The sequence below is a fragment of the Pseudarthrobacter sp. Pseusp20 genome, assembly GCF_059492155.1.
On sequence record NZ_CP168521.1, the window covers coordinates 2,554,806 to 2,577,823 of the forward strand.

Sequence of the window (23,018 nt, forward strand, 5' to 3'; positions counted from 1 at the left end):
TTGTGAAATCCTGGACTTCCCGCCCCGTTCCTGCCCTGCCCGGAAACATGCCCGTCATCCGGCTGTTCGATACCGCGGCAGGCCGCGAAGTGGCGCTGGAACCGGAAGCACGGCCGTCCATGTACGTCTGCGGCATCACTCCCTACGACGCAACCCACATGGGCCACGCCGCCAGTTATGTGGCCTTTGACCTGCTGAACCGCGCGTGGCGGGACGCCGGCAGCGAGGTCTCCTATGTGCAGAACGTCACGGACGTGGATGATCCCCTGCTGGAACGCGCCACTGCCACCGGAGTCGACTGGCAGGACCTCGCGGCGGAGCAGGTTGAACTTTTCCAGACGGACATGGAGGCGCTGAATGTCCTGGCGCCGGACCATTACGTTGGCGCCGTGGAGTCGATTGGCCTCATCGTCCCCGAGGTGGAGCGGCTGGTCAGCCTGGGGCTGGCCTACCAGGTTCCCGGCAGCAACGGGGAACCCGACGGGGATGTCTATTACGACGTCGAAGCGGCCGGCAAGCAGTCAACGGCACCTGATGCCTGGTCCCTGGGATGCATCTCCCACCTTGGCGAAAGCACCATGCTGGAGCTTTTTGCCGAACGCGGCGGAGACCCGGGCCGCGCCGGGAAGCGGCAGGCCCTTGATCCGCTGCTGTGGCGGGTGGAACGGCCCGGCGAGCCAAGCTGGCCCGGTGGAAGCCTGGGCGCGGGCAGGCCCGGCTGGCACATCGAATGTACAGTGATCGCCCAAAAATACCTGCCCTCGCCCTTCACGGTGCAGGGAGGCGGTTCGGACCTCATCTTCCCGCACCATGAGATGGGTGCCGGCCATGCATACTCGTTGGCCGGGGTACCGCTTGCCCGGCACTACGCACACGCCGGCATGGTGGGGCTCGACGGGGAGAAGATGAGCAAGTCCAAGGGCAACCTGGTGCTGGTCTCCAGGCTTCGCGCCGCCGGTGAAGACCCGGCAGCAATCCGCCTTGCCATCCTGGCCCACCACTACCGTTCCGACTGGTCCTGGACGAATGAAGGCTTCACCGCTGCCAAGGCAGACCTTGCAGCGTGGCGGAAGGCCCTCGACCACGCCCCGGAAGGTTCGGGCCGCGAACTGCTGGCCGACATGCGGGCGGCGCTGGCAGCGGACCTCAACGCGCCCGCCGCAGTCGCCGCAGTCTCGCGCTGGGCACGTTCAGCGAACGACGGCGGTGCTGCCGCCAGCCCCGCCGACAGCAGCCTGGTCAGGGACGCGGTGGACGCCCTTCTTGGCATCCGGCTCTAGGCTTCGGCTCCACGTCAGCAAACAGACAGGGGCCGGGCCGGGATTCCTCCCGGCCCGGCCCCTGTCCCTTTTAATGTCAGGGCCGGTCCTGGCCCCGCCGCTTCAGGTACCGCTCAAATTCGCGGGCAATGGACTCGCCGCTGGCCTCAGGAAGGTCGGCGGTGTCCTTGGCTTCCTCCAGCTGCCGGACGTAGGCAGCAATTTCCGGGTCCTCGGTGGCCAGCTCGTCGACGCCGCGCTCCCATGCGTCCGCCTCCTCCACCAGCTCGTGGGTGTCCAGCGGCACCTGCAGCAGTTCCTCGATGCGGTGCAGCAGGGCAAGCTGGGCTTTGGGGGAGGGGGCCTGTGCCACGTAGTGCGGCACCGCGGCCCACAACGATACGGTGGGGAGCCCGGCCAGCAGTGCCACCTCGGACAGGACCCCCACGATCCCCACCGGGCCTTCGTACTGCGAGGCTTCCAGGTTCATGCGTTCCCGGAGCTGGGCGTCATCGGACGACGTGCTGACCGGAATGGGGCGGCTGTGCGGAACATCCGCCAGCAGTGCACCCACCAGCACCACGTAGTCCACTTTCAAAGCCTCTGCATGGACCAGCAACTCCGCGGTGTAAGCGCGCCATTTATAGGACGGCTCGGTTCCCTGCACAAAGATGACGTCCACGTTGGAGTTGGGCGCCGAGGCTTTGTAGATCCTGGTGGAAGGCCATTTGATCTTGCGTTCACCGGCAGAGTTCCTGCGGACCGTGGGGCGCGTGAACTGGAAGTCGTAGTACTCGTCCGCATCAATGGATGCGACTTTCTTGCCACCCCACAACTTGTTCAGGTACCGCAGCGAATCGCTGGCCGCCTCTCCGGCGTCGTTCCACCCTTCAAAGGCGGCAAGCATTACGGTTACGCGCTGTCCGTCAGCCACCGGCTGCAGGAACCGTTCCCGCTCGGGTCCGGCACCTTGTTCGGCGGTGTCTCCCTCGAAGCTATTCATTTCTTCACCCTACGTCCAAGGTGCGCACTCGTGCATGGAATGAAGCGCCGCGAATCGCCGCTAACCGGCGCAAAGGGCACCCCGCCTGCGTCATATTCGCCAAGGGCGTAGCCCACAGCCTCCGCCCAGCCACGCCCCGTAGACTGGCGTCATGCGATTTCCTGCCACCGGTTCCCCGCTCAAAGCTGTCCTATGGGACATGGACGGAACCATCGTGGACACCGAGCCATACTGGATTGCCGCGGAGCGTGCCCTGGTGGAGGCCCATGGCGGCACCTGGAGCCACGACCAGGCCATGCAACTGGTGGGCCAATCACTGACGTTCTCCGCCGGCCTGCTCCAGCAGGCAGGCGTCGAGCTGGAAATCCGCGAGATCATCGACGCCCTGACCGCCCAGGTCATCAGCAGCGTCCAGCAGCAGGTGCCATGGCGCCCAGGCGCCCGGGAACTCCTCGAAGAACTGCACCTGGCAGGCGTGCGCTGCGCCCTGGTCACCATGTCCGAGGGGCCGCTGGCCCGCCAAGTGGTGGCCAGCCTTCCCCGCCCCTACTTTGAAGTCCTGGTCACGGGTGACACCGTGACCCAGGGCAAACCGCACCCCGAGGCCTACCTGACCGCCGTCGAACTGCTCCAGGAAAGCGATCCTGATCTCGGAATCCACCACTGCGTTGCCCTCGAGGATTCCGTACCGGGCGTGGCCGCGGCCGTAGCCTCCGGCGTCGCCACGGTGGCTGTCCCGCACATCGTTCCACTGCCCGACGACGGCAGCTACGCACTCTGGGACTCCCTGGCCGGCCGCGGCCTGGTGGAGCTTGAAGCCCTGCTCCCCGGGGCGCAGGCAACGGTGCCGGCCGCCACCGCCGCTGGTGACTCCCGTGGCTGATCCAGGCACTCAGCGGGACACCGAACCGGGCACCCCGCCGGGCACCACGGGACGACGCCGTGACGGCATCCCGCTGGGACGCATTGCCGGCGTTCCTGTCGTGCTTGCTTACTCCTGGTTTGTGATCGCGGCCTTCACCGTCATCGCGTACGGGCCCGTGTTGGCGCGGAACAACCCCATGCTGGGCATGAGCGCCTATCTCGTGGCCTTCGCCTACGCCGTCCTGCTCCTGCTCTCGGTGCTGGTCCATGAACTCGCGCACGCCCTCACGGCGAAAATCTACGGATGGCCCACCCAGAAGATCGTCCTCAACCTCTGGGGCGGGCACACCCAGTTCGAGAGCTTCACGTCTTCCCCCGGCCGGTCCGTCCTGGTGGCGTTGGCCGGACCGGCGGCCAATTTTGTCCTCGCCGGCGGAGCCTGGCTGGTCCTGGGCACCAACAGCCTGGGAAGTGTCGCCGAGATCCTGACGAACATCTTCATGTGGGCCAACTTCCTCATCGCCGTCTTCAATGTCCTGCCGGGCTTGCCGCTGGACGGTGGGCGCATTGTCGAATCCATCGTGTGGAAGGCCACCGGGAGCCAGGCGAAAGGAACCGTGGCAGCCGGCTGGGGTGGGCGCATCATCGTCCTGGCGATCGCTTACTGGTTCCTCCTTCGCCCCTACCTCGCCGGCGACCAGCCGGACTTCAGCCTCCTGATGATCACCATCCTGGTGGGCGGCTTCCTGTGGATGGGTGCCTCGGCTTCCATCCAGCAGGGCACGCTGCGGGCACGGCTGCCGCTGGTCAGCGCAGCGGGATTGTCGACGCCGGCCGTTGGGGTGCCTGCCTCGGGCACTGTCCGTGACGCCCTCCGCCTGGCGGCAGAAGGAACGAAGTCCGTGGTGGTGTGCGGACCGGACGGCCGGCCGCAGGGTGTGGTGGACCCCGGCGCATTGGCCTCGGTGCCCGACGCCGCAGCCGATTCGACGCCAGTCACCGCCATTTCGTTTCCCTTGGCTGCGGGAGCCTATGTTCCCGAGTGGTCCAAGGGGCAGGAGCTGATCCAGTTTCTTTCGCAGGTTGAGGGACGGCACTACGCAGTGGTGGACCACAATGGCAAAGTCACCGGGCTGCTCACCCAGGACGTTGTCCTCGCGGCCATCACAGGGAGGCGCCAGCGCACCGATAGGCACCCGCAGGGCCAGAACCGGTAGAGTTACCTGCCGGTCGTGCATTGCCGCCGCCAGGGGCCACAATATCCGTGGGCACTTTGGCCGCGGCACAAAAGGTTTACAGGAGCGAGGAACATCATGAGCAGCGAAACTGCCGTCAACGACGCCACCGGAGCAGCGCAAGCCGGTGCTGCCGCCAGCGGCTCGCAGCCGGTGGGAGCCGCCCGTCGCCGCGGCCCCTTCAGGGAAGGCGAGCGTGTCCAGCTCACCGACGAACGTGGCCGCATGAATACCATCACGCTTGAACGCGGTGGCGCCTTCCATACGCACCGGGGCTTCCTGAACCACGATGAGATCATCGGCAAGGTGGACGGCTCCGTTGTGGTGAACAACGTCGGCCAGCAGTACCAGACCCTGCGCCCGCTGCTGTCCGACTTCGTGCTGTCCATGCCGCGCGGCGCCGCCGTGGTCTATCCCAAGGACGCCGGCCAGATCGTGACCATGGCGGATATCTTCCCCGGGGCCCGCGTGGTGGAGGCCGGCGTCGGCTCCGGTGCCTTGTCCATCTCCCTGCTCCGCGCCGTGGGGGACAACGGCTACCTGCACTCCTTCGAGCGGCGTGAAGAGTTTGCGGACATCGCCCGGGGAAACGTGGAGACCATCTTCGGCGGCCCGCATCCTGCATGGCAGATCTCGCTCGGCGACTTCCAGGAGGAAGTGGTCAAGGCTGAAGAGCCCGGCTCCGTGGACCGCGTGGTCCTGGACATGCTGGCGCCCTGGGAATGCCTCGACGCCGTCGCCACCGTGCTTGCGCCCGGCGGCGTCTGGATCAACTACGTAGCCACGGTCACCCAGCTCTCCCGTACGGCCGAGGCGATCCGCGCCGACGGCCGCTTCACTGAACCTGACGCCTGGGAATCGCTGGTCCGCGGCTGGCACCTTGAGGGTCTCGCGGTCCGGCCGGACCACCGGATGGTGGCCCACACCGGGTTCCTGCTGGTCACCCGCCGGCTCGCCGACGGTGTGACGGGCATCTCGGTCAAGCGGCGGCCGTCCAAGACCGAATTCAACGAAGAGGATGTCAATGCCTGGACTCCCGGTGCTGTAGGGGAGCGGGCGGTGTCAGACAAGAAGCTGCGGCGGGCAGCCCGGGACGCCATCGCCGGAACGAATGTGGTGGACACGCCCGAGGTTACGAACTAGTCCACATTTCGGGAGTCTCCATCCCTACCCGGCATCTTGGGACTAATGTCTTAAGAGAAGCGCAGGAAGGGGCTGATACATCATGGAGACACCAAACCAGGACTCCGGACGTACACCGGCAGAGCAGTCTGCCGCCAACGACCTCTCGGTTGCTGACCGCCAGGTCAACATACTTCGGGACAAGCTCAGGCACATCGACCGCCAGTTGGCAGCGGCAACGCAGAACAACACCAAGCTGGTCAGCATGCTTGAGACGGCCAAGGCGGAGATTCTCCGGCTGAAAAACGCCCTTGACCAGGAAGGACAGCCGCCGTACAGCTTCGGCACCATCCTCCAGATCAACCCAAAGCGGCAGCCTTCCCCCGGCAACAGCGGACAGGCTGCCACGGAGGAATCGGTGGACATCTTCAACGCCGGCCGGAAGATGCGGGTGGGCATCAGCCCCCTGGTAAACATCAACCAGCTGGCGGTAGGCCAGGAGGTGCTGCTCAACGAAGCCCTCCTGATCGTTGCAGGGCTCGGCTATGAGCGCGCCGGCGAGCTGGCCACCCTGAAGGAGATGCTGGGACGGGACCGGGCCCTGGTGGTGGGCCGGGCCGATGAAGAACGCGTGGTCCGGCTCTCCGGCGCGCTGCAGGCCGAGAAGCTCAGGGTGGGCGACGCCCTCTCCGTGGATTCGCGGACCGGCTACGCACTCGAGAAGGTGCCGCGCTCCGAGGTGGAGAACCTGGTCCTGGAAGAAGTTCCGGACATCACCTACGAGGACATCGGCGGCCTTGGCCCCCAGATCGAGCAGATCAGGGACGCGGTGGAACTGCCGTTCCTGCACCCCGACCTCTACCGGGAGCACGGCCTGAAGGCGCCCAAGGGCATCCTGCTGTACGGGCCTCCGGGCTGCGGCAAGACCCTCATCGCCAAGGCTGTCGCCAACTCCCTCGCTGCCCGCGCCGCCGAGCGGTCCGGGAACGTGGACCTGAAGAGCTACTTCCTGAACATCAAGGGCCCTGAACTCCTCGACAAGTACGTGGGCGAAACGGAGCGGCACATCCGGCTGATCTTCTCCCGCGCCCGGGAAAAGGCATCGGACGGCAGCCCCGTAGTGGTCTTCTTCGACGAAATGGATTCCTTGTTCCGCACCCGCGGCACCGGAATCTCGTCCGACGTCGAAACCACCATCGTGCCCCAGCTCCTCAGTGAGATCGACGGCGTGGAACGCCTCGACAACGTCATCGTCATCGGCGCATCCAACCGTGAGGACATGATCGACCCCGCCATCCTCCGGCCCGGCCGGCTGGACGTCAAAGTCAAGATCCAGCGTCCCGATGCCGAAGCCGCCGCGGACATCTTCAACAAATACATCACGCCGGACCTGCCGTTCCACGAATCGGACCTCGCAGAGCACAACGGCGACGTCCAGGCCACGGTTGACGCCATGGTCCAGCGCACGGTCGAAGCCATGTACTCCACCGATAAGTCCAACGAGTTCCTGGAGGTCACCTATGCCAACGGTGACACCGAGATGCTCTACTTCAAGGATTTCAACTCGGGCGCCGTGGTGCAGAACGTGGTGGACCGGGCCAAGAAGTACGCCATCAAGGACCTGCTGACCACGCACCAGAAGGGCCTCCGGATCGAGCACCTGCTGCGCGCTGTGGTGGACGAGTTCCGCGAACACGAGGACATGCCCAACACCACCAACCCCGACGACTGGGCACGCATCTCCGGCAAAAAGGGCGAACGGATCACCTACATCCGCACCATCGTCCAGGGCAAGGCCGGCCAGGAACCGGGCAAGTCCATCGAGACGATGCCGACCACGGGACAGTATCTATGACGGGTGCAAAGGGACCCGCTGCCGGGGAAGCGCTCCCCGTCGGCGGGGCCATGCGGGTCATGGGGGCGGAAACCGAATACGGCATCCACGCCCCCTCCGCACCCTCGGCCAACGCCACCATGATGAGCGCGCGGGTGGTGCAGGCCTATGCCCAGGTCACCAGGCAGCGGGCGGCCGGCGGGGCCGAGACCCGCTGGGACTATACCGACGAAGAGCCGCTGCACGATGCCCGGGGTTGGACCGTGGACCGGGGAGCTGCACACCCCACCCAGCTGACCGACCAGCCACCAGTGCTTGACGCGGAGGCGGTGGCCCTGGCCTACGGGCGCGAGGAACTCGAACTGGACGGCCAGGACGAGTCGGGGACGCTGCTCATGAACATGGTCCTGGGCAATGGGGCCCGGCTGTACGTTGACCACGCCCATCCGGAGTATTCAAGCCCCGAGGTCACCAACCCACGGGACGCTGTGGCCTGGGACGCTGCCGGCGACCTTGTGGGGCTGGCGGCCGTGCGCCGGCTGGCGGCGGACCCGGCGCTCCCGCCGGTCAACCTTTACAAGAACAACACGGACAACAAGTCCGTGTCCTACGGTTCGCACGAGAACTACCTCATGCCCCGTTCGGTCCCTTTTGGCGACATTGTCCGCGGGCTCACGCCATTCTTCATCAGCCGGCAGGTGGTCTGCGGGGCCGGGCGGCTCGGGATAGGACAGGACAGTTCAACCCCGGGCTTCCAGGTCAGCCAGCGGGCCGACTTCTTCGAAGCCGAGGTCGGCCTGGAAACCACCATCCGCCGGCCCATCATCAACACCCGCGACGAGCCCCATTCCACCGCCGACAAGTACCGGCGCCTGCACGTCATCATCGGTGACGCCAATCTCAGCCAGGTGTCCAACTACCTGAAGTTCGGCACCACGGCCATGGTCCTGAGCCTCATTGAGGCAGGGCTCGCCCCCAAAATCGAAGTCTACGAGCCGGTGGCAGCGCTCAAAACGGTGAGTCACGATACCTCGCTGACAGCAAAGCTGCGCCTGTTGGACGGACGGCGGGTCACGGCGCTGGACCTTCAGTGGATGTACCACGAAGCCGCAGCCAAACTCGCCCAGGACACCGGCGTCGGTGACGCCGTGGACGGTGACGGGCACACACACGAGGTCCTGGAACGGTGGGCTGCCGTTCTCACCCAACTGGACAGTGACAGGGCCGCGGCTGCCAGTTCCGTGGAGTGGCTGGCGAAACTTACCCTGCTTGATGGGTATCGCCAGCGTGATGGACTGGAGTGGAGCGATGCCCGGCTTGGCCTGGTGGATCTCCAGTGGTCCGATATCAGGCCGGAGAAAGGCCTCTACTACCGCCTGTTGTCCAGGAACCGGATGCAGCGCGTGGTGGACGATGCTGCCATCTCCGCTGCCGTGGCCGAGCCCCCCGCCGACACCCGGGCCTTCTTCCGCGGAAAGTGCATCAGCAGCTTCGGCAAGGATGTGGTGGGGGCAAGCTGGGACTCGGTCATCTTCGACGTGCCCGGTTACGGACGGCTTCAGCGGGTGCCTACCAGGGAACCACTGAGGGGAACCAAAGCCCTGACCGGAGCGTTGTTTGAGCGCTACCGGGAAGCGGGACCGTTCCTCGGCGAACTGCTGGGACACAACAGTACTCCGCCTGCGGCGTAAACCGCGCCGGAACGCCCGTCCCGTGGCAGGATGGGCATATCGGAGGATCCGCCGGATCCACCGGAGGAAAAAGGAGGGAATCCAATGGCAGGCCAGGAGCAGCAGCAGCCGCAGTCACGCGACAGCCAGGTCGAAGACGACATCCCCGAGGCACCCCCGGCACCGCCCGAGGCGCAGGCTTCGGCGTCGACCGAAGGCGTGGACGACCTGCTCGACGAAATCGACGGCGTCCTGGAATCCAACGCCGAAGAGTTCGTCCGGGCATTCGTGCAAAAGGGCGGCCAGTAACCCGGACCCGGAAGGTGGCGGAAGCCGCGGACGGCCGGAATCTGTACCGACGTTGAAGTACCACGTTCAAGGAGTGATGAGTGCAGGAATCAACCGCCAACCAGGTAGCCGCCAACGCCACCTCGTCCTTTACGGAGCACCTGCAACGGGACCGGCCCGAGCTACTGCCCTTTAGCCGGTCCCTCCAGGGCGGCGTGTCCGGGGCTGCGCCGTTGCAGGTTCCGCACGCCACCACGATCGTGGCCATGAGTTACGGCGGCGGTGTCCTGATGGCGGGCGACCGGCGCGCCACCATGGGAAACATCATTGCCAGCAGGCACATCGAGAAGGTCTTCCCGGCAGACCACTTCTCTGTCCTTGGCATAGCCGGCACAGCCGGAATAGCGATCGACCTGACGCGGCTCTTCCAGGTTGAACTTGAGCACTACGAAAAGATTGAAGGAACCCAGCTCAGCCTCGAAGGCAAGGCGAACCGGTTGGGGGCCATGATCCGGGGCAACCTTCCCATGGCCCTGCAGGGCCTTGCCGTGGTGCCCCTGTTTGCAGGGTTCGACACCAGCGCCGGTGTCGGACGGCTGTTTTCCTATGACGTCACCGGGGGCAGGTACGAGGAACACGAACACCATACCGTGGGTTCCGGTTCCGTCTTCGCCCGCGGAGCCCTGAAGAAACTCTGGCGGCCCAACCTCACCCCGGCTGAGGCGCTGTCCGTCGCCGTGGAGTCCCTGTACGACGCCGCCGACGACGATTCCGCCACGGGCGGCCCGGATACCGTCCGGCAGTTGTGGCCCGTGGTTTATACAGTGGACAGGACGGGAGCCCGCCGGGTGCCCGAGGCCGAACTCGCGGCTGCTTCGCGCAGCGTGATCGAAGCGCGCACCATCGCCGGACGGGAGGCCTGAGATGACCCAGCAGTTTTATGTCTCGCCCGAACAGCTGATGAAGGACCGCGCGGATTTCGCGCGGAAGGGCATCGCCCGCGGCCGGTCGGTGGTTGTCATCAGCTGCGCCGACGGCATCGCACTCGTCGCCGAGAACCCATCGCCGTCCCTGCACAAGATCGGCGAAATCTACGACAAGATCGCGTTCGCCGCCGTGGGCAAGTACAACGAATTCGAAAGCCTGCGCCAGGCCGGCGTCCGCTATGCCGACGTCCGCGGGTACTCGTATGACCGCGAGGACGTCACCGCCCGCGGCCTGGCGAGCGTATACGCCCAAAGCCTGGGTGCCGTCTTCACCGCAGAGCAAAAGCCGTTTGAAGTGGAACTGGCAGTAGCCGAAGTGGGCTCCACGCAGGCCGAAGACCACCTGTACCGGCTGACCTTCGACGGTTCCATCGCCGATGAGCACAGCTTTGTGGTCATGGGCGGCCAGGCAGACAAGGTGTCGTCAACCATCGAGGCAGGATGGCAGGCGTCCCTGGGCTTCGCCGACGCTGTCCGGCTGGCTTTGAAGGGTCTCACGCCTGCCCAGGAGGGTGACCAGCCGGCAGCACCTCTGCCGCCCGGCGCCCTCGAGGTGGCAGTTCTGGACAGGCTTTCCGAAAGCTCCCGCGGCTCCCGGCGTGCTTTCCGCAGGCTGAACGACGCGGACATCACAGCACTGCTGGCCTAGGAGGACGACATGGACAAGAGAATCTTCGGCATCGAAACCGAGTTCGGGATCTCTTACTCGAGCCCCGACTCGAGGCCGCTGGCCCCGGAAGAGGTGGCCCGGTACCTCTTCCGAAAGGTGGTCAGCTGGGGGCGCTCGTCCAACGTGTTCCTCACCAACGGTTCGCGGCTGTACCTCGACGTAGGATCCCACCCGGAATACGCCACCGCCGAATGCGACGACCTCGCCCAGCTGATCGCCCATGACCGTGCGGGTGAGCTCATCCTGGATGACCTGGTTGATGAGGCCCAGGCCCGGCTGGCGGCCGAGGGCTTCAACGGCACCGTATACCTTTTCAAGAACAACACCGACTCCGCGGGCAACTCGTACGGCAGCCACGAGAACTACCTCATTCCCCGCCGTGGGGAATTCTCCCGCCTGGCCGAAATCCTGATCCCGTTCCTGGTCACCCGCCAGCTCATCGCCGGCGCCGGAAAGATCCTGAAGACGCCGCATGGCGCCACCTATGCGTTCTCCCAGCGGGCCGACCACATCTGGGAGGGAGTGTCCTCAGCCACCACACGGTCGCGGCCCATCATCAACACCCGTGACGAGCCGCACGCGGACGCGGAGTTTTATCGGCGGCTGCACGTCATTGTGGGCGACTCGAACATGTCAGAGGCGACCGCCCTGATGAAAGTCGGAACCGTTGACCTGGTCCTTCGGATGATCGAAGCGGGCGTGATCATGCGCGACATGCGGATGGAAAACCCCATCCGCAGCATCCGCGAGATCTCCCACGACCTCAGTGGCCGGGCATTGGTCCGCCTGGCCAATGGACGCCAGCTCACCGCCCTTGAAATCCAGCAGGAATACCTCACCAAGGTGACGGCCTTCGTCAATGAACACGGCGCCCACAACCCGCATGTACCGCTGATCCTGGATCTGTGGGAGCGGACGCTGCATGCCATTGAATCCGGTGACACCAAGGGCATTGACACCGAAATCGACTGGGCCATCAAGAAGAAGCTGATGGATAACTACCGCGAACGCCACGGCCTTGGCCTGGACGCGCCCCGCATTGCCCAGCTTGATCTGACGTACCACGACATTTCCCGCAGCCGGGGACTTTACTACCTGCTGCAATCCCGTGGAGCGGTCCGCCGCATCGTGGACGACACTGTCATCAAGGGGGCGGTGGACGCGCCGCCGCAAACCACCAGGGCCAAGCTGCGCGGCGACTTTGTCCGCCGCGCGCAGGAGTTGGGACGCGACTACACGGTGGACTGGGTGCACCTGAAACTGAACGACCGCGCCCACCAGACGATCTTGTGCAAGGATCCGTTCCGCAGCGTCGATGAGCGCGTCGATGCGCTTCTGGACTCTATGGGCTGACGTCCAGCTTCAGGGTCTATTCTGGATAAGGTCCTTTTAACGGGACCTCTTCACGGCATGCTCCGCCGCCATGCGGAGTGTCGTATTCACCCTGCCCCGACGAAAGTTTTCCTACGTGCGCCGACTACTAGCAATCCTCCTTCCCGGCCTGCTGCTCCTGACCGCCTGCGGAGGCACCGCCTCCCAGCCAGAGCCCAGCAGCCAGTCCGCCGGGGAGACTGCAAAGTTCGACTCCCTCAAGCTGACCGACAACGGGGACAAGAAGGCCCCTGGCGTGGACTTTGACAAGCCACTGGCCGTGACCCAGCCAACCATCAAAGTGGTTTCCGAGGGCAAGGGCGACGCCGTAAAGGCCAACCAGGTTGCCAAGATTTCCATCCTCGCCCTGAACGGCACGGACGGCTCCCAGCTCGAGGATACGTTCCCCAACGAGCCGGAAAGCCTGGAGCTGAATGACGAGCTCAAGACCAGCAGCGCAGTCATCTACAACGCTTTCGTGGGCGCCAAGGTTGGATCCAGCCTTGCACTGGCCGTTCCCGGCCAGCAGAGCGCGGCATCGGCCAGCCCCAGCCCTTCCGACGGCGCCAGCCCCAGCCCGAGTCCGGAAGCCGGGCCCACCCAGCTGCTGATCATCAAGGTGCTCTCCGCATCCGATCCCACCCCGGTCCTGGACAAGCCCCAGGGCGAAACCGTGACGCCGCCGGCCGGGCTGCCGACCATTACTGAAAAAGACGGCGTTCCCGAAATCAACGTTGCCGGTGCGGCTGCCCCCACATCCCTCGTGTCCCAGGACCTGATCAAGGGCTCCGGCGCCACCGTCAAGGAGTCCGACACGCTGACCGTGAACTACGTCGGCGTCAACCTGGCAGACGGCACCAAGTTCGATTCCAGCTTCGACCGCGGCCAGCCGGCCACCTTCCCGCTGACCGGGGTCATCAAGGGCTGGACCCAGGGCCTCGCCGGCAAGACCGTTGGGTCCCGCGTCCTGCTGGTCATCCCCAAGGACCTGGCCTACGGCGACGCCGGCCAGGGGCAGGCAAAGGGCGACCTGGTCTTCGTAGTGGACATCCTCGGGGTCAAGTAGCAAGACTTACATGGACGCCGCGTCCCTCGCGGCACCCCATCAGCACTTACGGATAGGAGCAAGCATGTCTTTTGGACAGCGGGAATTTGACCGCCAGAAGCCCGAAATCGATTTTCCGGAGGGCGACGTCCCCACGGAACTCGTCATCACAGACCTGATCGAGGGTGACGGCCGGGAAGCCAAGGCAGGGGACACCGTCTCCACCCACTACGTCGGCGTTGCCTGGTCCACAGGCGAGGAATTCGACGCCTCCTGGGGCCGCGGTGCACCGCTGGACTTCCGCGTCGGCGTCGGCCAGGTCATCCAGGGCTGGGACCAGGGCCTGCTGGGCATGAAGGTCGGTGGCCGTCGCCGCCTGGAGATCCCCTCCGAGCTGGCCTATGGCTCGCGCGGTGCCGGTGGCGCGATTGCTCCCAACGAGGCACTTATCTTCGTCGTGGACCTCGTGGCAGTGCGCTGACCCAGGCGCCAACACAGCCGGGAGCGCTGCAGTACTGGAGGAAGTTCCTCCGGTACTGCCGCGCTTTCTGCTTTCATCGGGGGAGTTTAGTAACGTAACGAGCGTGTCCCTATCCCGCACCGAACGACTCCTCAACCTGCTGATTGCGCTGCTCAACACCCGCCACGGGCTGCACCGCAGCGAACTGCGCGAAAAGGTCTACCACGACACCTCCGGCAATGACGTTGCGTTCGGACGGATGTTCGAGCGGGACAAGAATGACCTGCGGGCAATGGGCTTCGACGTGGAGACACTGACGGACGTGGGCTGGAGCGAGGACGACCCCGCCACCACCAGGTACCGGATCGGCAAGGAGTCCAACCGGCTCCCGGACGTCCAGCTGGGGCCCGACGAGTGGACCGTCCTGCTGCTGGCCTCCCAATTATGGGAGCGCGCGGCACTGGGCACCGCCGCCCAAAGCGCGCTCCGCAAACTCCAGGCCGCCGGCAGGATGGCGGACGTGGAACTGCCGGCCGGGGTCCAGCCCCGGATCAAACCCGCCGGCCAGGCCTTTGATGACATCGTGGCCGCCATGCACGCCCGGCATCCGGTCACTTTCACGTATCTCGCCGGCACCACCGGCAAAGAGGAGGAACGCACCGTCGAGCCCTGGGGCCTGGGCAGCCGCTTCGGCCAGTGGTACCTCATGGGCTACGACCGGGCACGCGAGGCACCCCGGCATTTCCGCCTGTCGCGCTTCACCAGTGCCGTGACCACATTGGCGAAGGAGCAGTACACGCCGCCGGTGGACTTCAGTATCCGCGCAGAGCTGGACCTGTTGCCGGAACTGCCGCTGCGCACCGCCGTCGTGGACGTCAAGGAGGGGCACCTGCTGGCCCTCCGCCGTCGTGCTGTTCAAGCCACCCAGGACCAGGCCACAGGCCGGCCAGGTGCGGGCTACGACAGGCTCTTCATCGAGTACCGGGACCCGGAGGTGCTTGCCGAAGAGCTGGCCTCCTACGGACCCGATGCCCTGGCAGTGGAACCGGCTGAACTTGCTGCCGCCGTGAGGCGCAGGCTCCAGGCAGCGGCCGCGTTCAGCGACGCACCTGTCCCCGACTACACGTTCGCCGATGCCCGTGCCCGGACCGCCCGGAAGGGAACGTCTGAGGACCAGCTCAAGCGCATGCTGCAGTTGGTCCCCTTCCTGGTCCACAACCAGGGGCTGCACATCCAGGACGTCGCAAAGCACTTCGGCGTCACCCGTGAAGAGCTCGAGGCAGACCTCCGGATCCTCATCTGCTCCGGGCTGCCGGAGGGTTATCCGGACGACCTGCTCGATATCCAATGGGAAGACGACCACGTCTTCATTACCCAGGACCTTGACCTGAAGAAACCTGTCCGGTTTACCGTGGCGGAGGCATGCGCTTTGCTGACAGGTCTTGAAACGCTCAACGGCCTGCCGGACCTTCCCGGCGGCGGCGCGCTGGAGTCGGTTACCTTGAAGCTCCTGGCGGCCGCAGGCGAGGAAGGGCTGCAAGCTGCCTCCATTGCCGGGCCGGAGGTTGCACCTGCCGACGCCGCAACCCATGCCACGGTCCGCCAGGCCATCGAGACCCGCTCCCAGCTCCACCTGACCTACCTTTCACCCCAGCGTGACGCCGTCACCGAGCGCGACGTTGACCCGCTGCGGCTGTATTCCCTGGACAACACCTGGTACTTCGAAGCCTGGTGCCACCTGGTGGACGGGCTGCGGAACTTCCGCCTGGACCGGGTACAGGACGTTCACCCCAACGGAGCACCTGCCGCCCCGCACGGGATACCGGAGGGCGGGGTCCCGGCCAAGCTTTTCACCGCGAACGACGACGACACCACCGTCACCGTCCAGCTCACCCGGCAGGGGAGGGGGCTGGCGGAGGACTACTACGCGGAGCGTACCGCGGAGTTGCCCGACGGCGGCCTGGTGGCAGAGATCCGGTTCGGCAACACGGCGTGGCTGCCGATGTTCGTGGCCCAGCATGGCGGTTCAGCCCGGATTCTGGCCCCTGCGGAGCTGGCTTCCGCCGCGCGGGACTGGCTTGCGGCCTCGCTGGCCAGCTACGACCGATAGACTTCTCACCATGCCTTGGTGGTCCTGGATTCTCATATGGGTGGCGCTTGTCGCCGTTGCCCTGCTGTTCTATGTCCTGCTGGGCATCCGTCTCTTCCGACAGTTCATGGCCACGGTGAAGGACCTCGCTGCAGCGGGCGAAAAGCTGGGACACCTGAGCCCGGTCGAGGTAGCGGGTGAACCCGCGGATCCGTCCGGGCCCCTGCCGGGTTCTGCCGTTTTTGCCTCGCCCGCCGTCATGCGACATGATTACGAGGCATCCAAATGGGCCCGGCGCGAGGAACGCCGCCGTCGGCGAGTGCAGCGTAAAAAGGACCGGGGCCAGCCGCAGGCGCTCGGAGATCTCGACTTCACATAGAAGTAGGATGTACTTAGAGGAAAGGATTTCCCGTGGGAAGACTCTTTGACGGCCCCTGGCCGATCGTAATCATTATCGTTGTAGCTTTGCTTCTCTTCGCCGCACCCAAGCTTCCGGCCATGGCCCGCAGCCTGGGACAGTCCATGCGGATCATCAAGTCCGAGGTGAAGGAAATGAAGAACGACGGCAAGGCCGACACCACCGACGCAAACGGTCCGGTGGAAGGCACCATCGTGAACCACCCCAAGGCGAAGCCCGGTGAGCCGACAGACGGCACTGACGTTCCGCCGTCGACCCGCGCCTGACCTCCCGTGGCACTGTCGCGGGCCCGTAAAGCCAATCCCGAGGGGCGGATGTCACTTTGGGAGCACCTCAAGGAGCTGAAGAACCGGCTGATCAAGTCGGCCATCGGCGTCGTCATTGGCGGCATTGGGGGCTGGATACTTTACGATCCGCTGCTGAAGGCCTTGGCCGAACCGGTTAACCGCATTTCCGATGAGACCGGCGGCCTTGCCGCCATCAACTTCGGGACCATCGCATCACCGTTCGACTTCAAGCTCCAGATGTCGCTCCTCATTGGCGCCGTCATCTCCAGCCCCATCTGGATCTACCAGCTCTGGGCCTTCATCACGCCCGGGCTGACGTCGAAGGAACGGCGCTACACGCTGGGCTACATGGCTGCTGCCATCCCGCTCTTCCTGGCCGGAATCTGGGTGGGGTGGCTCGTGGTGCCGCAGGTGGTCCACGCGCTGACCCAGTTCACCCCGGCAGGCTCCTCCAGCGTCATCGATGCGCGGACCTACATCGAGTTCGTCACCCGGATGGTGCTCATGCTGGGCCTGGCCTTCCTGGTGCCCGTAGTGCTGGTGGGCGTCAACATGGCCGGGCTCGTATCCGGCCACACCATCCTCAAGGCCTGGCGCATTACAGTCTTCCTGGTCTTCGTCCTGGCCGCCATTGCCGCGCCGGGCGCGGATGCGATTTCGATGTTCATGCTTGCCGGACCGCTGCTGGTGCTGTTCTTCGCGGCAATCGGCATCTGCATCATGAACGACAAGCGCCGCGACCGCCGCCAGGCCCGGCAGGTCGAGGAAACCGAGGCCACAGCGGACGTCGCAACCCCCAGCAGTGAACTGAAGAAGCTCTAGCCTGCCGTTAGGCTTGGGGTATGTCCTCCACCACCGGACCCTTCTCCGCCGGGCCCATCGATCCTGAAGAAATGTCGCCGGCCGAGAGGTACCGTGCCAGCGCCGAACGCCGGGCCGAGGCCGCCACCTACCTCGGGGCGTTTATCCGGACCCTGGACTTCGAGCTTGACGACTTTCAACGGCAGGCCTGTCTTTCCCTGCAGCAAGGCAAGGGAGTCCTGGTGGCTGCCCCTACCGGTGCCGGGAAGACCATCGTGGGGGAGTTCGCCATCTACCTCGCGCTGCAGCGGGGACTGAAAGCCTTCTACACCACACCCATCAAGGCGCTCAGCAACCAGAAGTTCAGTGAACTCACCGCTAAATATGGTGCGGACAATGTGGGCCTCCTGACCGGCGACACCAGCATCAACGGGGATGCCCAGGTGGTGGTCATGACCACCGAAGTCCTGCGGAACATGCTCTACGCTGATTCGGCCACTCTGGGCGACCTCGGCTACGTGGTCATGGATGAGGTGCACTACCTCGCCGACCGGTTCCGCGGGGCTGTCTGGGAGGAAGTCATCATCCACCTGCCCAGCGAGGTCCAGGTCGCCTCACTGAGTGCAACCGTTTCAAATGCCGAGGAATTCGGGGCCTGGCTGGACACCGTCCGCGGCGACACAGACATCATCGTCTCCGAGCACCGCCCGGTGCCGCTGTGGCAGCACGTCATGGTGGGCCGACGGATCATGGACCTGTTTGCCGGAGAAACCACCTTCGACGAGATCGCTCCGCCCGTGGAGGAAGACGACCTGCAGCCGGCCGCGTCCGGCACATCCCACGACGCCGGCAAGGGACGTGGTTTCGACGTCAACCCGGACCTGCTGGCAGTGGCCCAGAGCGAGATGCGGCAGAGCTTCCGCAGCAGGCCCGGCCCCGGCGGAAGGGGCCAGCGCGGCCGGCGCGGAAACGACCGCCCCGCCCGGGGCGGCGAGAACACGGGAGTGCGCCCCGCCAGCCGCCCCCAGGTCATCGCCAGCCTGGACCGGATGGACCTGCTGCCTGCCATCACCTTCATCTTTTCCCGCGCGGGCTGTGAGGCTGCCGTGGCCCAGTGTGTCTCGTCCGGCCTCTGGCTCACCACCGAAACAGAGCAGCGGATCATCGCCCAGCGTGTTGACGAGGCGGGGCAGGACATCCCGGCCGACGACCTTGACGTCCTGGGCTTTTGGACCTGGCGCGACGGATTGCTCCGGGGGTTCGCGGCCCACCATGCCGGAATGCTGCCGACCTTCAAGGAGGTAGTCGAGAAACTCTTTGCCGATGGCCTGGTCAAAGCTGTCTTCGCCACGGAAACCCTTGCGCTGGGCGTCAACATGCCTGCCCGGTCCGTGGTGCTGGAAAAGCTGGACAAGTTCAACGGCGAAGCGCATGTGGACATCACCGCAGGGGAGTACACCCAGCTCACCGGCCGTGCGGGCCGGCGAGGCATCGATGTTGAGGGCCACGCCGTGGTGCTGTGGCAGCCCGGTACAGACCCGACGGCGGTCGCGGGACTGGCATCGCGGCGCACCTACCCGCTGAATTCCAGTTTCCGGCCCACCTACAACATGAGCATCAACCTGCTGGCGCAGTTTGGCCGGGCCAGGGCCCGCGAGATCCTCGAGTCTTCCTTCGCCCAGTTCCAGGCGGACCGCTCCGTGGTGGGCCTGGCCCGCCAGGTGCGCAGCCGCGAGGAATCCCTGGCCGGCTACGCAAAATCGATGACCTGCCACCTGGGTGACTTCACCGAGTATGCGCGGCTGCGCAGGGAACTTTCCGACGCCGAGAACGCCACGTCCCGGACCAAGTCCCGCGTCCGGAAGTCCCTTTGCGACGATTCACTGGCGCGGCTCCTGCCTGGGGACGTGGTGAACGTTCCCGGTGGCCGTGCCCCCGGGCCCGCCGTCGTCCTTAGTTCGGACCACGCCAGCCGCGAGCCGCGGCCGGCCGTGCTGACGCTGGACAACCAGCTGCGCAGGATTGGCGCTGACGACCTCGAGGGTCCCATCGCGCCGGTTACCCGGGTCCGCATCCCCAAGTCCTTCAACGCGAAGGTGCCCAAGTCCCGCAGGGACCTGGCGTCCTCTGTCCGGAACGCGCTGCGTGAGAACCGTCCGCCCGCCCCGGGGCAGAACCGCAACCATGACTTCGGCCGGGCCGCTGCCTTGCCCAACCAGGAAAGGCGCATTGCGGATCTTCGCCGGGCCCTGAAGGCACACCCGTGCCATGGGTGCAGCGAACGCGAAGACCATGCCCGGTGGTCGGAGCGCTGGTGGAAGCTAAGGCGCGAAACGGACGGCCTGGTCCGCCAGATCCAGGGCCGCACCAACACCATTGCCAAAACCTTCGACCGGGTCTGCGACGTCCTGTCCGTCTACGGTTACCTGGAAGACGCGGGAGACGGCCGGCTGAATATCAGCGCGGACGGCCAGCGGCTGCGCAGGATATACGGCGAGAAGGACCTGTTGATCTCGCAGTCTTTGCGGCTGGGCGCATTCAATGACCTCGACGCCGCCGAAGTTGCCGCGCTGGCCAGCGTACTGGTCTACCAGGCCAAACGCGAGGACCGGGGCCTGAGGCCGCGCATGCCCAGCGTCTCCCTTGAGACCGCCGTCGACACAGTGGTGAAGGAATGGTCCGTCCTTGAGGATGTGGAAGAGGAACACAAGCTCCCCCTGACCGGTGAGCCTGAACTGGGACTTGTCTGGCCGCTGTATAAATGGGCCCGTGGCCGCCATCTGCAGGATGTCCTCAGCGGCACCGATCTTGCCGCGGGCGACTTTGTCCGCTGGGTGAAGCAGGTGGTGGACCTTCTGGACCAGCTTGCCAAGATCCCCGGACTGGACCCGCGGCTGGCACGGCTCTGCGCCGAAGCGATCAACCTCATCCGCCGCGGCGTCGTGGCATATTCTTCCGTCCTTTAGCCCCGATGACACCCCGCCGGCCCACGCCGGCACGCCCACACCCCAGGAGTCTGCCCCCATGCCGCGCCCCGATGCCACTTCCCAGTCTGATGCCGTCTCCCGGCCCGCCCCGGTCCTGTACCGCAATGGGTCCGTTTACACCGCGGCGGATCCATTCGCAACGGCCATGCTGGTGGACGGCGGCACCGTTGCCTGGGTTGGATCTGAGCAGGCCGCATCCTCCATCGCAGACAGTTCCATGGAGATCATCGACCTCCGTGGCGCCCTGGTTGCACCCGGCTTCGTCGACTCGCACATCCACCTGACGGAAACCGGGATCGCCCTGGAATCGCTGCAACTGGGCACGGCCACGTCGGCACGCGCGCTGCTGGACGCCGTCGCCGCGGCTGGAGGGAAAGGGCCGGTGCTCGGCCACGGCTGGGACGAAACCAGGTGGGCGGACTCCGCCCTGCCCAGTGCCGAGGAACTGGAGCGGGCGTCAGGGGGCCGCCCGGTCTACCTTTCCCGGGTTGACGTGCACTCGGCCCTGGTTTCGACGTCCCTTGTACACTCCGCGGACCTTCGCGGCAAGGACGGGTACGACGGCGGCGCCCGGGTCACGCGGGCAGCCCACGACGCAGCGCGGCTGGCAACCCGGCAGCTGCCCCAGGACGTGCTGAAGCGGCACCAGGCCCGTGCCCTGGCGGAGGCTGCGGCGAACGGGTACGTTGCGCTGGCCGAAATGGGCGCACAGCACATCGGGGGGGCTGAGGACCTGAGGCTGGCCGCAGGATGGAACGACGCCGCCAAGGACGCGGCGCGCTTTCCGGAGGTGCTGCCGTACTGGGGGGAGCTGGTTTCGTCCGAGGCGCAGGCCCGGACCCTTGTGGAGCAGCTTGGTGCCGGCGTCCGCGGACTGGCGGGGGATTTGAACATCGACGGGTCGCTGGGTTCCAGGACCGCCGCCTTGCGCGCCGGCTACAGCGATGCCGGGCAGGAACGCGGCAGCCTGTACCTCAGCGTCGACCAGGCGGCTGCCCACCTTGCCGCCTGCTCCCTTGCCGGGATCCAGGGCGGTTTCCATGTGATTGGCGACGCCGGGCTGGACGCCGCGCTGGAGGCGCTGGACGTGGCGGCCAAGGAAGTCGGGGAGCAGCGGGTGCGGGCGGCGGGCCACCGCTTCGAGCACGTGGAGATGGCTGATGCCGCGGCCGTGGCAAGGCTGGCGCACTACTCGGTGACCGTCAGCGCCCAACCGTCCTTCGACGCAGCGTGGGGCGGAGCCGGGGGCCTCTATGAGCAGAGGCTGGGGGAGCGGAGCCGGTCGATGAACCCTTTCGCTGCCTTCTATTCAGCCGGGGTTCCTGTCTGTTTCGGCAGCGACAGCCCGGTCACGCCCCTCCGGCCCTGGTCCAGCGTGCGTGCCTGTGTGGAACACCACAACGAGGACCAGCGCATTTCCGCGCGCGCAGCGTTCCTGGGACACACCCGTGCGGGCTGGAGGGCCGCACGGCACGCCAACCCCATGGCCGGGCAACTGGTTCCCGGCGCACCGGCCAGTTTCGCCGTCTGGGAGGTGGAGGAGCTGATGGTCCAGGTGGCTGACGGCAGGGTGCAGTCATGGAGCACCGATCCGCGGGCCAGGACCCCACTGCTGCCCGCACTGGACACAGGCTCCGACCCGGTATGCCTGCAGACCGTGAAAGACGGTGCCGAACTCTACGCCAGCCCGGCCCTGCGTTCCTGACCCATAATCCTCCGCCCTATAATGGGGAGTTGCGCCCGCCGCCGGCCAGCCCGGCATCAGGTGCTCCGACCACCTCCACCAGGAAAGGCCCTTCGTGCGCGTCCTTACGATCATTCCCACCTACAACGAACTGGAATCGCTGCCCAAGACGCTCCAGCGCCTTCGGAAGGCCGTTCCGGCGTCGGACGTGCTGGTGGTTGATGACAACAGCCCTGACGGCACCGGCCAGCTTGCCGACGGCTTCGCCGCCGAGGACTCCCAGGTCCACGTCCTGCACCGCAAGGGCAAGGAAGGCCTGGGCGCCGCCTACATCGCCGGTTTTCGGTGGGGCCTGGACGCCGGATACGACGTCCTGGTGGAAATGGACGCCGACGGCTCACATCAGCCCGAACAGCTTCCCCAGCTGTTGGAAGCCGTGGACCAGGGCGCGGACCTGGCCATGGGCTCGCGCTGGGTTCCCGGCGGCAGCGTGGTCAACTGGCCGCTGTACCGCCAGGCGATCTCCCGGGTGGGCAGCACCTACGCCCGGCTGATGCTGGGCCTGCGGATCAAGGACGTCACCGGCGGCTACCGCGCCTTCCGCAGGACCACCCTGGAAAAGCTCAACCTGGACCAGGTGGATTCCGTGGGCTACGGCTTCCAGGTGGACCTGGCGTGGCGCGTGGCCAAACTGGGCCTGCGCATCGAGGAGCGCCCCATCACCTTCGTTGAGCGCGAACTGGGCGCCTCCAAGATGAGCGGCAACATCGTCGTCGAAGCGATGGTCAACGTCACCCGGTGGGGACTGGCCGCCCGCTGGAACACCTTGACCGGCAGGCTGAAGAACAAGCAGCCGTAGTTTTTCCCTGGGGCGCCCTCCGCGGCCTTCTGCGGACACAGGAAAAAGGGGGCGGCCCCGCACCAAAGTGCGGGGCCGCCCCCTTT

Annotated in this window: 20 protein-coding genes; 19 read left to right on the plus strand and 1 reads right to left on the minus strand. The window is 65.9% G+C overall.

Annotation, left to right across the window (positions count from 1 at the left end; all coding sequences use genetic code 11):
* Window positions 1-2: 2 nt before the first annotated feature.
* Window positions 3-1,280 (plus strand): cysteine--1-D-myo-inosityl 2-amino-2-deoxy-alpha-D-glucopyranoside ligase, encoded by a 1,278-nt coding sequence (gene mshC, locus ACEN9K_RS11770; RefSeq protein WP_056390347.1) that lies wholly within the window; start codon window positions 3-5, stop codon window positions 1,278-1,280.
* Window positions 1,281-1,356: 76 nt separating this feature from the next.
* Here mshC and ACEN9K_RS11775 read toward each other — a convergent pair whose 3' ends face one another.
* Window positions 1,357-2,262, minus strand: coding sequence for a PAC2 family protein (locus tag ACEN9K_RS11775; protein ID WP_495634449.1), 906 nt, complete (start codon window positions 2,260-2,262; stop codon window positions 1,357-1,359).
* A gap of 151 nt (window positions 2,263-2,413) precedes the next feature.
* Here ACEN9K_RS11775 and ACEN9K_RS11780 point away from each other — a divergent pair, with 151 nt between their 5' ends.
* From ACEN9K_RS11780 to ACEN9K_RS11865, 18 genes are all read left to right on the plus strand, one after another.
* Window positions 2,414-3,145, plus strand: a complete 732-nt coding sequence (locus tag ACEN9K_RS11780) for an HAD family hydrolase (protein ID WP_026266054.1) — start codon at window positions 2,414-2,416, stop codon at window positions 3,143-3,145.
* Window positions 3,138-4,343 (plus strand): site-2 protease family protein, encoded by a 1,206-nt coding sequence (locus ACEN9K_RS11785; RefSeq protein ID WP_018771123.1) that lies wholly within the window; start codon window positions 3,138-3,140, stop codon window positions 4,341-4,343. The genes ACEN9K_RS11780 and ACEN9K_RS11785 overlap by 8 nt, the downstream gene beginning before the upstream one ends.
* 96 nt (window positions 4,344-4,439) lie before the next feature.
* Window positions 4,440-5,504, plus strand: coding sequence for a tRNA (adenine-N1)-methyltransferase (locus tag ACEN9K_RS11790; RefSeq protein ID WP_018771122.1), 1,065 nt, complete (start codon window positions 4,440-4,442; stop codon window positions 5,502-5,504).
* A gap of 82 nt (window positions 5,505-5,586) precedes the next feature.
* Window positions 5,587-7,338 (plus strand): proteasome ATPase, encoded by a 1,752-nt coding sequence (gene arc, locus ACEN9K_RS11795; protein WP_018771121.1) that lies wholly within the window; start codon window positions 5,587-5,589, stop codon window positions 7,336-7,338.
* Complete coding sequence (gene dop / locus ACEN9K_RS11800; protein ID WP_018771120.1) at window positions 7,335-9,008, plus strand: depupylase/deamidase Dop; 1,674 nt, start codon at window positions 7,335-7,337, stop codon at window positions 9,006-9,008. The genes arc and dop overlap by 4 nt, the downstream gene beginning before the upstream one ends.
* A gap of 84 nt (window positions 9,009-9,092) precedes the next feature.
* Window positions 9,093-9,296, plus strand: coding sequence for a ubiquitin-like protein Pup (locus ACEN9K_RS11805; RefSeq protein WP_018761343.1), 204 nt, complete (start codon window positions 9,093-9,095; stop codon window positions 9,294-9,296).
* An 80-nt stretch (window positions 9,297-9,376) separates the two neighbouring features.
* On the plus strand, window positions 9,377-10,198 hold the full coding sequence (prcB, locus tag ACEN9K_RS11810) for a proteasome subunit beta (protein WP_018771119.1): 822 nt from the start codon (window positions 9,377-9,379) through the stop codon (window positions 10,196-10,198).
* A 1-nt stretch (window position 10,199) separates the two neighbouring features.
* The gene (gene prcA / locus ACEN9K_RS11815; protein WP_018771118.1) at window positions 10,200-10,910 is read left to right on the plus strand and encodes a proteasome subunit alpha; all 711 of its coding nucleotides are present in this window, start codon (window positions 10,200-10,202) and stop codon (window positions 10,908-10,910) included.
* 9 nt (window positions 10,911-10,919) lie between these two features.
* The gene (gene pafA / locus ACEN9K_RS11820; RefSeq protein WP_056390354.1) at window positions 10,920-12,284 is read left to right on the plus strand and encodes a Pup--protein ligase; all 1,365 of its coding nucleotides are present in this window, start codon (window positions 10,920-10,922) and stop codon (window positions 12,282-12,284) included.
* Between the two features lie 115 nt (window positions 12,285-12,399).
* A complete protein-coding gene (locus ACEN9K_RS11825) occupies window positions 12,400-13,368 on the plus strand; it encodes an FKBP-type peptidyl-prolyl cis-trans isomerase (protein WP_134164732.1) in 969 nt (322 codons plus the stop codon).
* 64 nt (window positions 13,369-13,432) lie between these two features.
* Entirely contained in the window at window positions 13,433-13,828 is a 396-nt protein-coding gene (locus tag ACEN9K_RS11830) for an FKBP-type peptidyl-prolyl cis-trans isomerase (protein ID WP_018771115.1), read from the plus strand.
* Window positions 13,829-13,931: 103 nt separating this feature from the next.
* The gene (locus tag ACEN9K_RS11835; protein ID WP_495634450.1) at window positions 13,932-15,917 is read left to right on the plus strand and encodes a helix-turn-helix transcriptional regulator; all 1,986 of its coding nucleotides are present in this window, start codon (window positions 13,932-13,934) and stop codon (window positions 15,915-15,917) included.
* A 10-nt stretch (window positions 15,918-15,927) separates the two neighbouring features.
* A complete protein-coding gene (locus ACEN9K_RS11840) occupies window positions 15,928-16,275 on the plus strand; it encodes a hypothetical protein (protein WP_026266053.1) in 348 nt (115 codons plus the stop codon).
* A 32-nt stretch (window positions 16,276-16,307) separates the two neighbouring features.
* Window positions 16,308-16,580, plus strand: coding sequence for a Sec-independent protein translocase subunit TatA (gene tatA, locus ACEN9K_RS11845; RefSeq protein WP_018771112.1), 273 nt, complete (start codon window positions 16,308-16,310; stop codon window positions 16,578-16,580).
* Between the two features lie 48 nt (window positions 16,581-16,628).
* On the plus strand, window positions 16,629-17,423 hold the full coding sequence (gene tatC / locus ACEN9K_RS11850; protein ID WP_495634451.1) for a twin-arginine translocase subunit TatC: 795 nt from the start codon (window positions 16,629-16,631) through the stop codon (window positions 17,421-17,423).
* A 20-nt stretch (window positions 17,424-17,443) separates the two neighbouring features.
* Complete coding sequence (locus tag ACEN9K_RS11855; protein ID WP_495634452.1) at window positions 17,444-20,368, plus strand: DEAD/DEAH box helicase; 2,925 nt, start codon at window positions 17,444-17,446, stop codon at window positions 20,366-20,368.
* Window positions 20,369-20,426: 58 nt separating this feature from the next.
* On the plus strand, window positions 20,427-22,094 hold the full coding sequence (locus tag ACEN9K_RS11860) for an amidohydrolase (RefSeq protein WP_495634453.1): 1,668 nt from the start codon (window positions 20,427-20,429) through the stop codon (window positions 22,092-22,094).
* A 94-nt stretch (window positions 22,095-22,188) separates the two neighbouring features.
* The gene (locus ACEN9K_RS11865) at window positions 22,189-22,932 is read left to right on the plus strand and encodes a polyprenol monophosphomannose synthase (RefSeq protein ID WP_018771108.1); all 744 of its coding nucleotides are present in this window, start codon (window positions 22,189-22,191) and stop codon (window positions 22,930-22,932) included.
* Window positions 22,933-23,018: the final 86 nt, after the last annotated feature.

Coding starts and splice junctions, on each gene's coding strand:
- ACEN9K_RS11830 (WP_018771115.1), top strand. CDS start 13,433: ATGTCTTTTGGACAGCGGGAATTTGACCGCCAGAAGCCCGAAATCGAT.
- ACEN9K_RS11805 (WP_018761343.1), top strand. CDS start 9,093: ATGGCAGGCCAGGAGCAGCAGCAGCCGCAGTCACGCGACAGCCAGGTC.
- pafA (WP_056390354.1), top strand. CDS start 10,920: ATGGACAAGAGAATCTTCGGCATCGAAACCGAGTTCGGGATCTCTTAC.
- ACEN9K_RS11860 (WP_495634453.1), top strand. CDS start 20,427: ATGCCGCGCCCCGATGCCACTTCCCAGTCTGATGCCGTCTCCCGGCCC.
- arc (WP_018771121.1), top strand. CDS start 5,587: ATGGAGACACCAAACCAGGACTCCGGACGTACACCGGCAGAGCAGTCT.
- ACEN9K_RS11840 (WP_026266053.1), top strand. CDS start 15,928: ATGCCTTGGTGGTCCTGGATTCTCATATGGGTGGCGCTTGTCGCCGTT.
- ACEN9K_RS11855 (WP_495634452.1), top strand. CDS start 17,444: ATGTCCTCCACCACCGGACCCTTCTCCGCCGGGCCCATCGATCCTGAA.
- ACEN9K_RS11775 (WP_495634449.1), bottom strand. CDS start 2,262: ATGAATAGCTTCGAGGGAGACACCGCCGAACAAGGTGCCGGACCCGAG.
- tatC (WP_495634451.1), top strand. CDS start 16,629: ATGTCACTTTGGGAGCACCTCAAGGAGCTGAAGAACCGGCTGATCAAG.
- prcA (WP_018771118.1), top strand. CDS start 10,200: ATGACCCAGCAGTTTTATGTCTCGCCCGAACAGCTGATGAAGGACCGC.
- ACEN9K_RS11780 (WP_026266054.1), top strand. CDS start 2,414: ATGCGATTTCCTGCCACCGGTTCCCCGCTCAAAGCTGTCCTATGGGAC.
- ACEN9K_RS11790 (WP_018771122.1), top strand. CDS start 4,440: ATGAGCAGCGAAACTGCCGTCAACGACGCCACCGGAGCAGCGCAAGCC.
- dop (WP_018771120.1), top strand. CDS start 7,335: ATGACGGGTGCAAAGGGACCCGCTGCCGGGGAAGCGCTCCCCGTCGGC.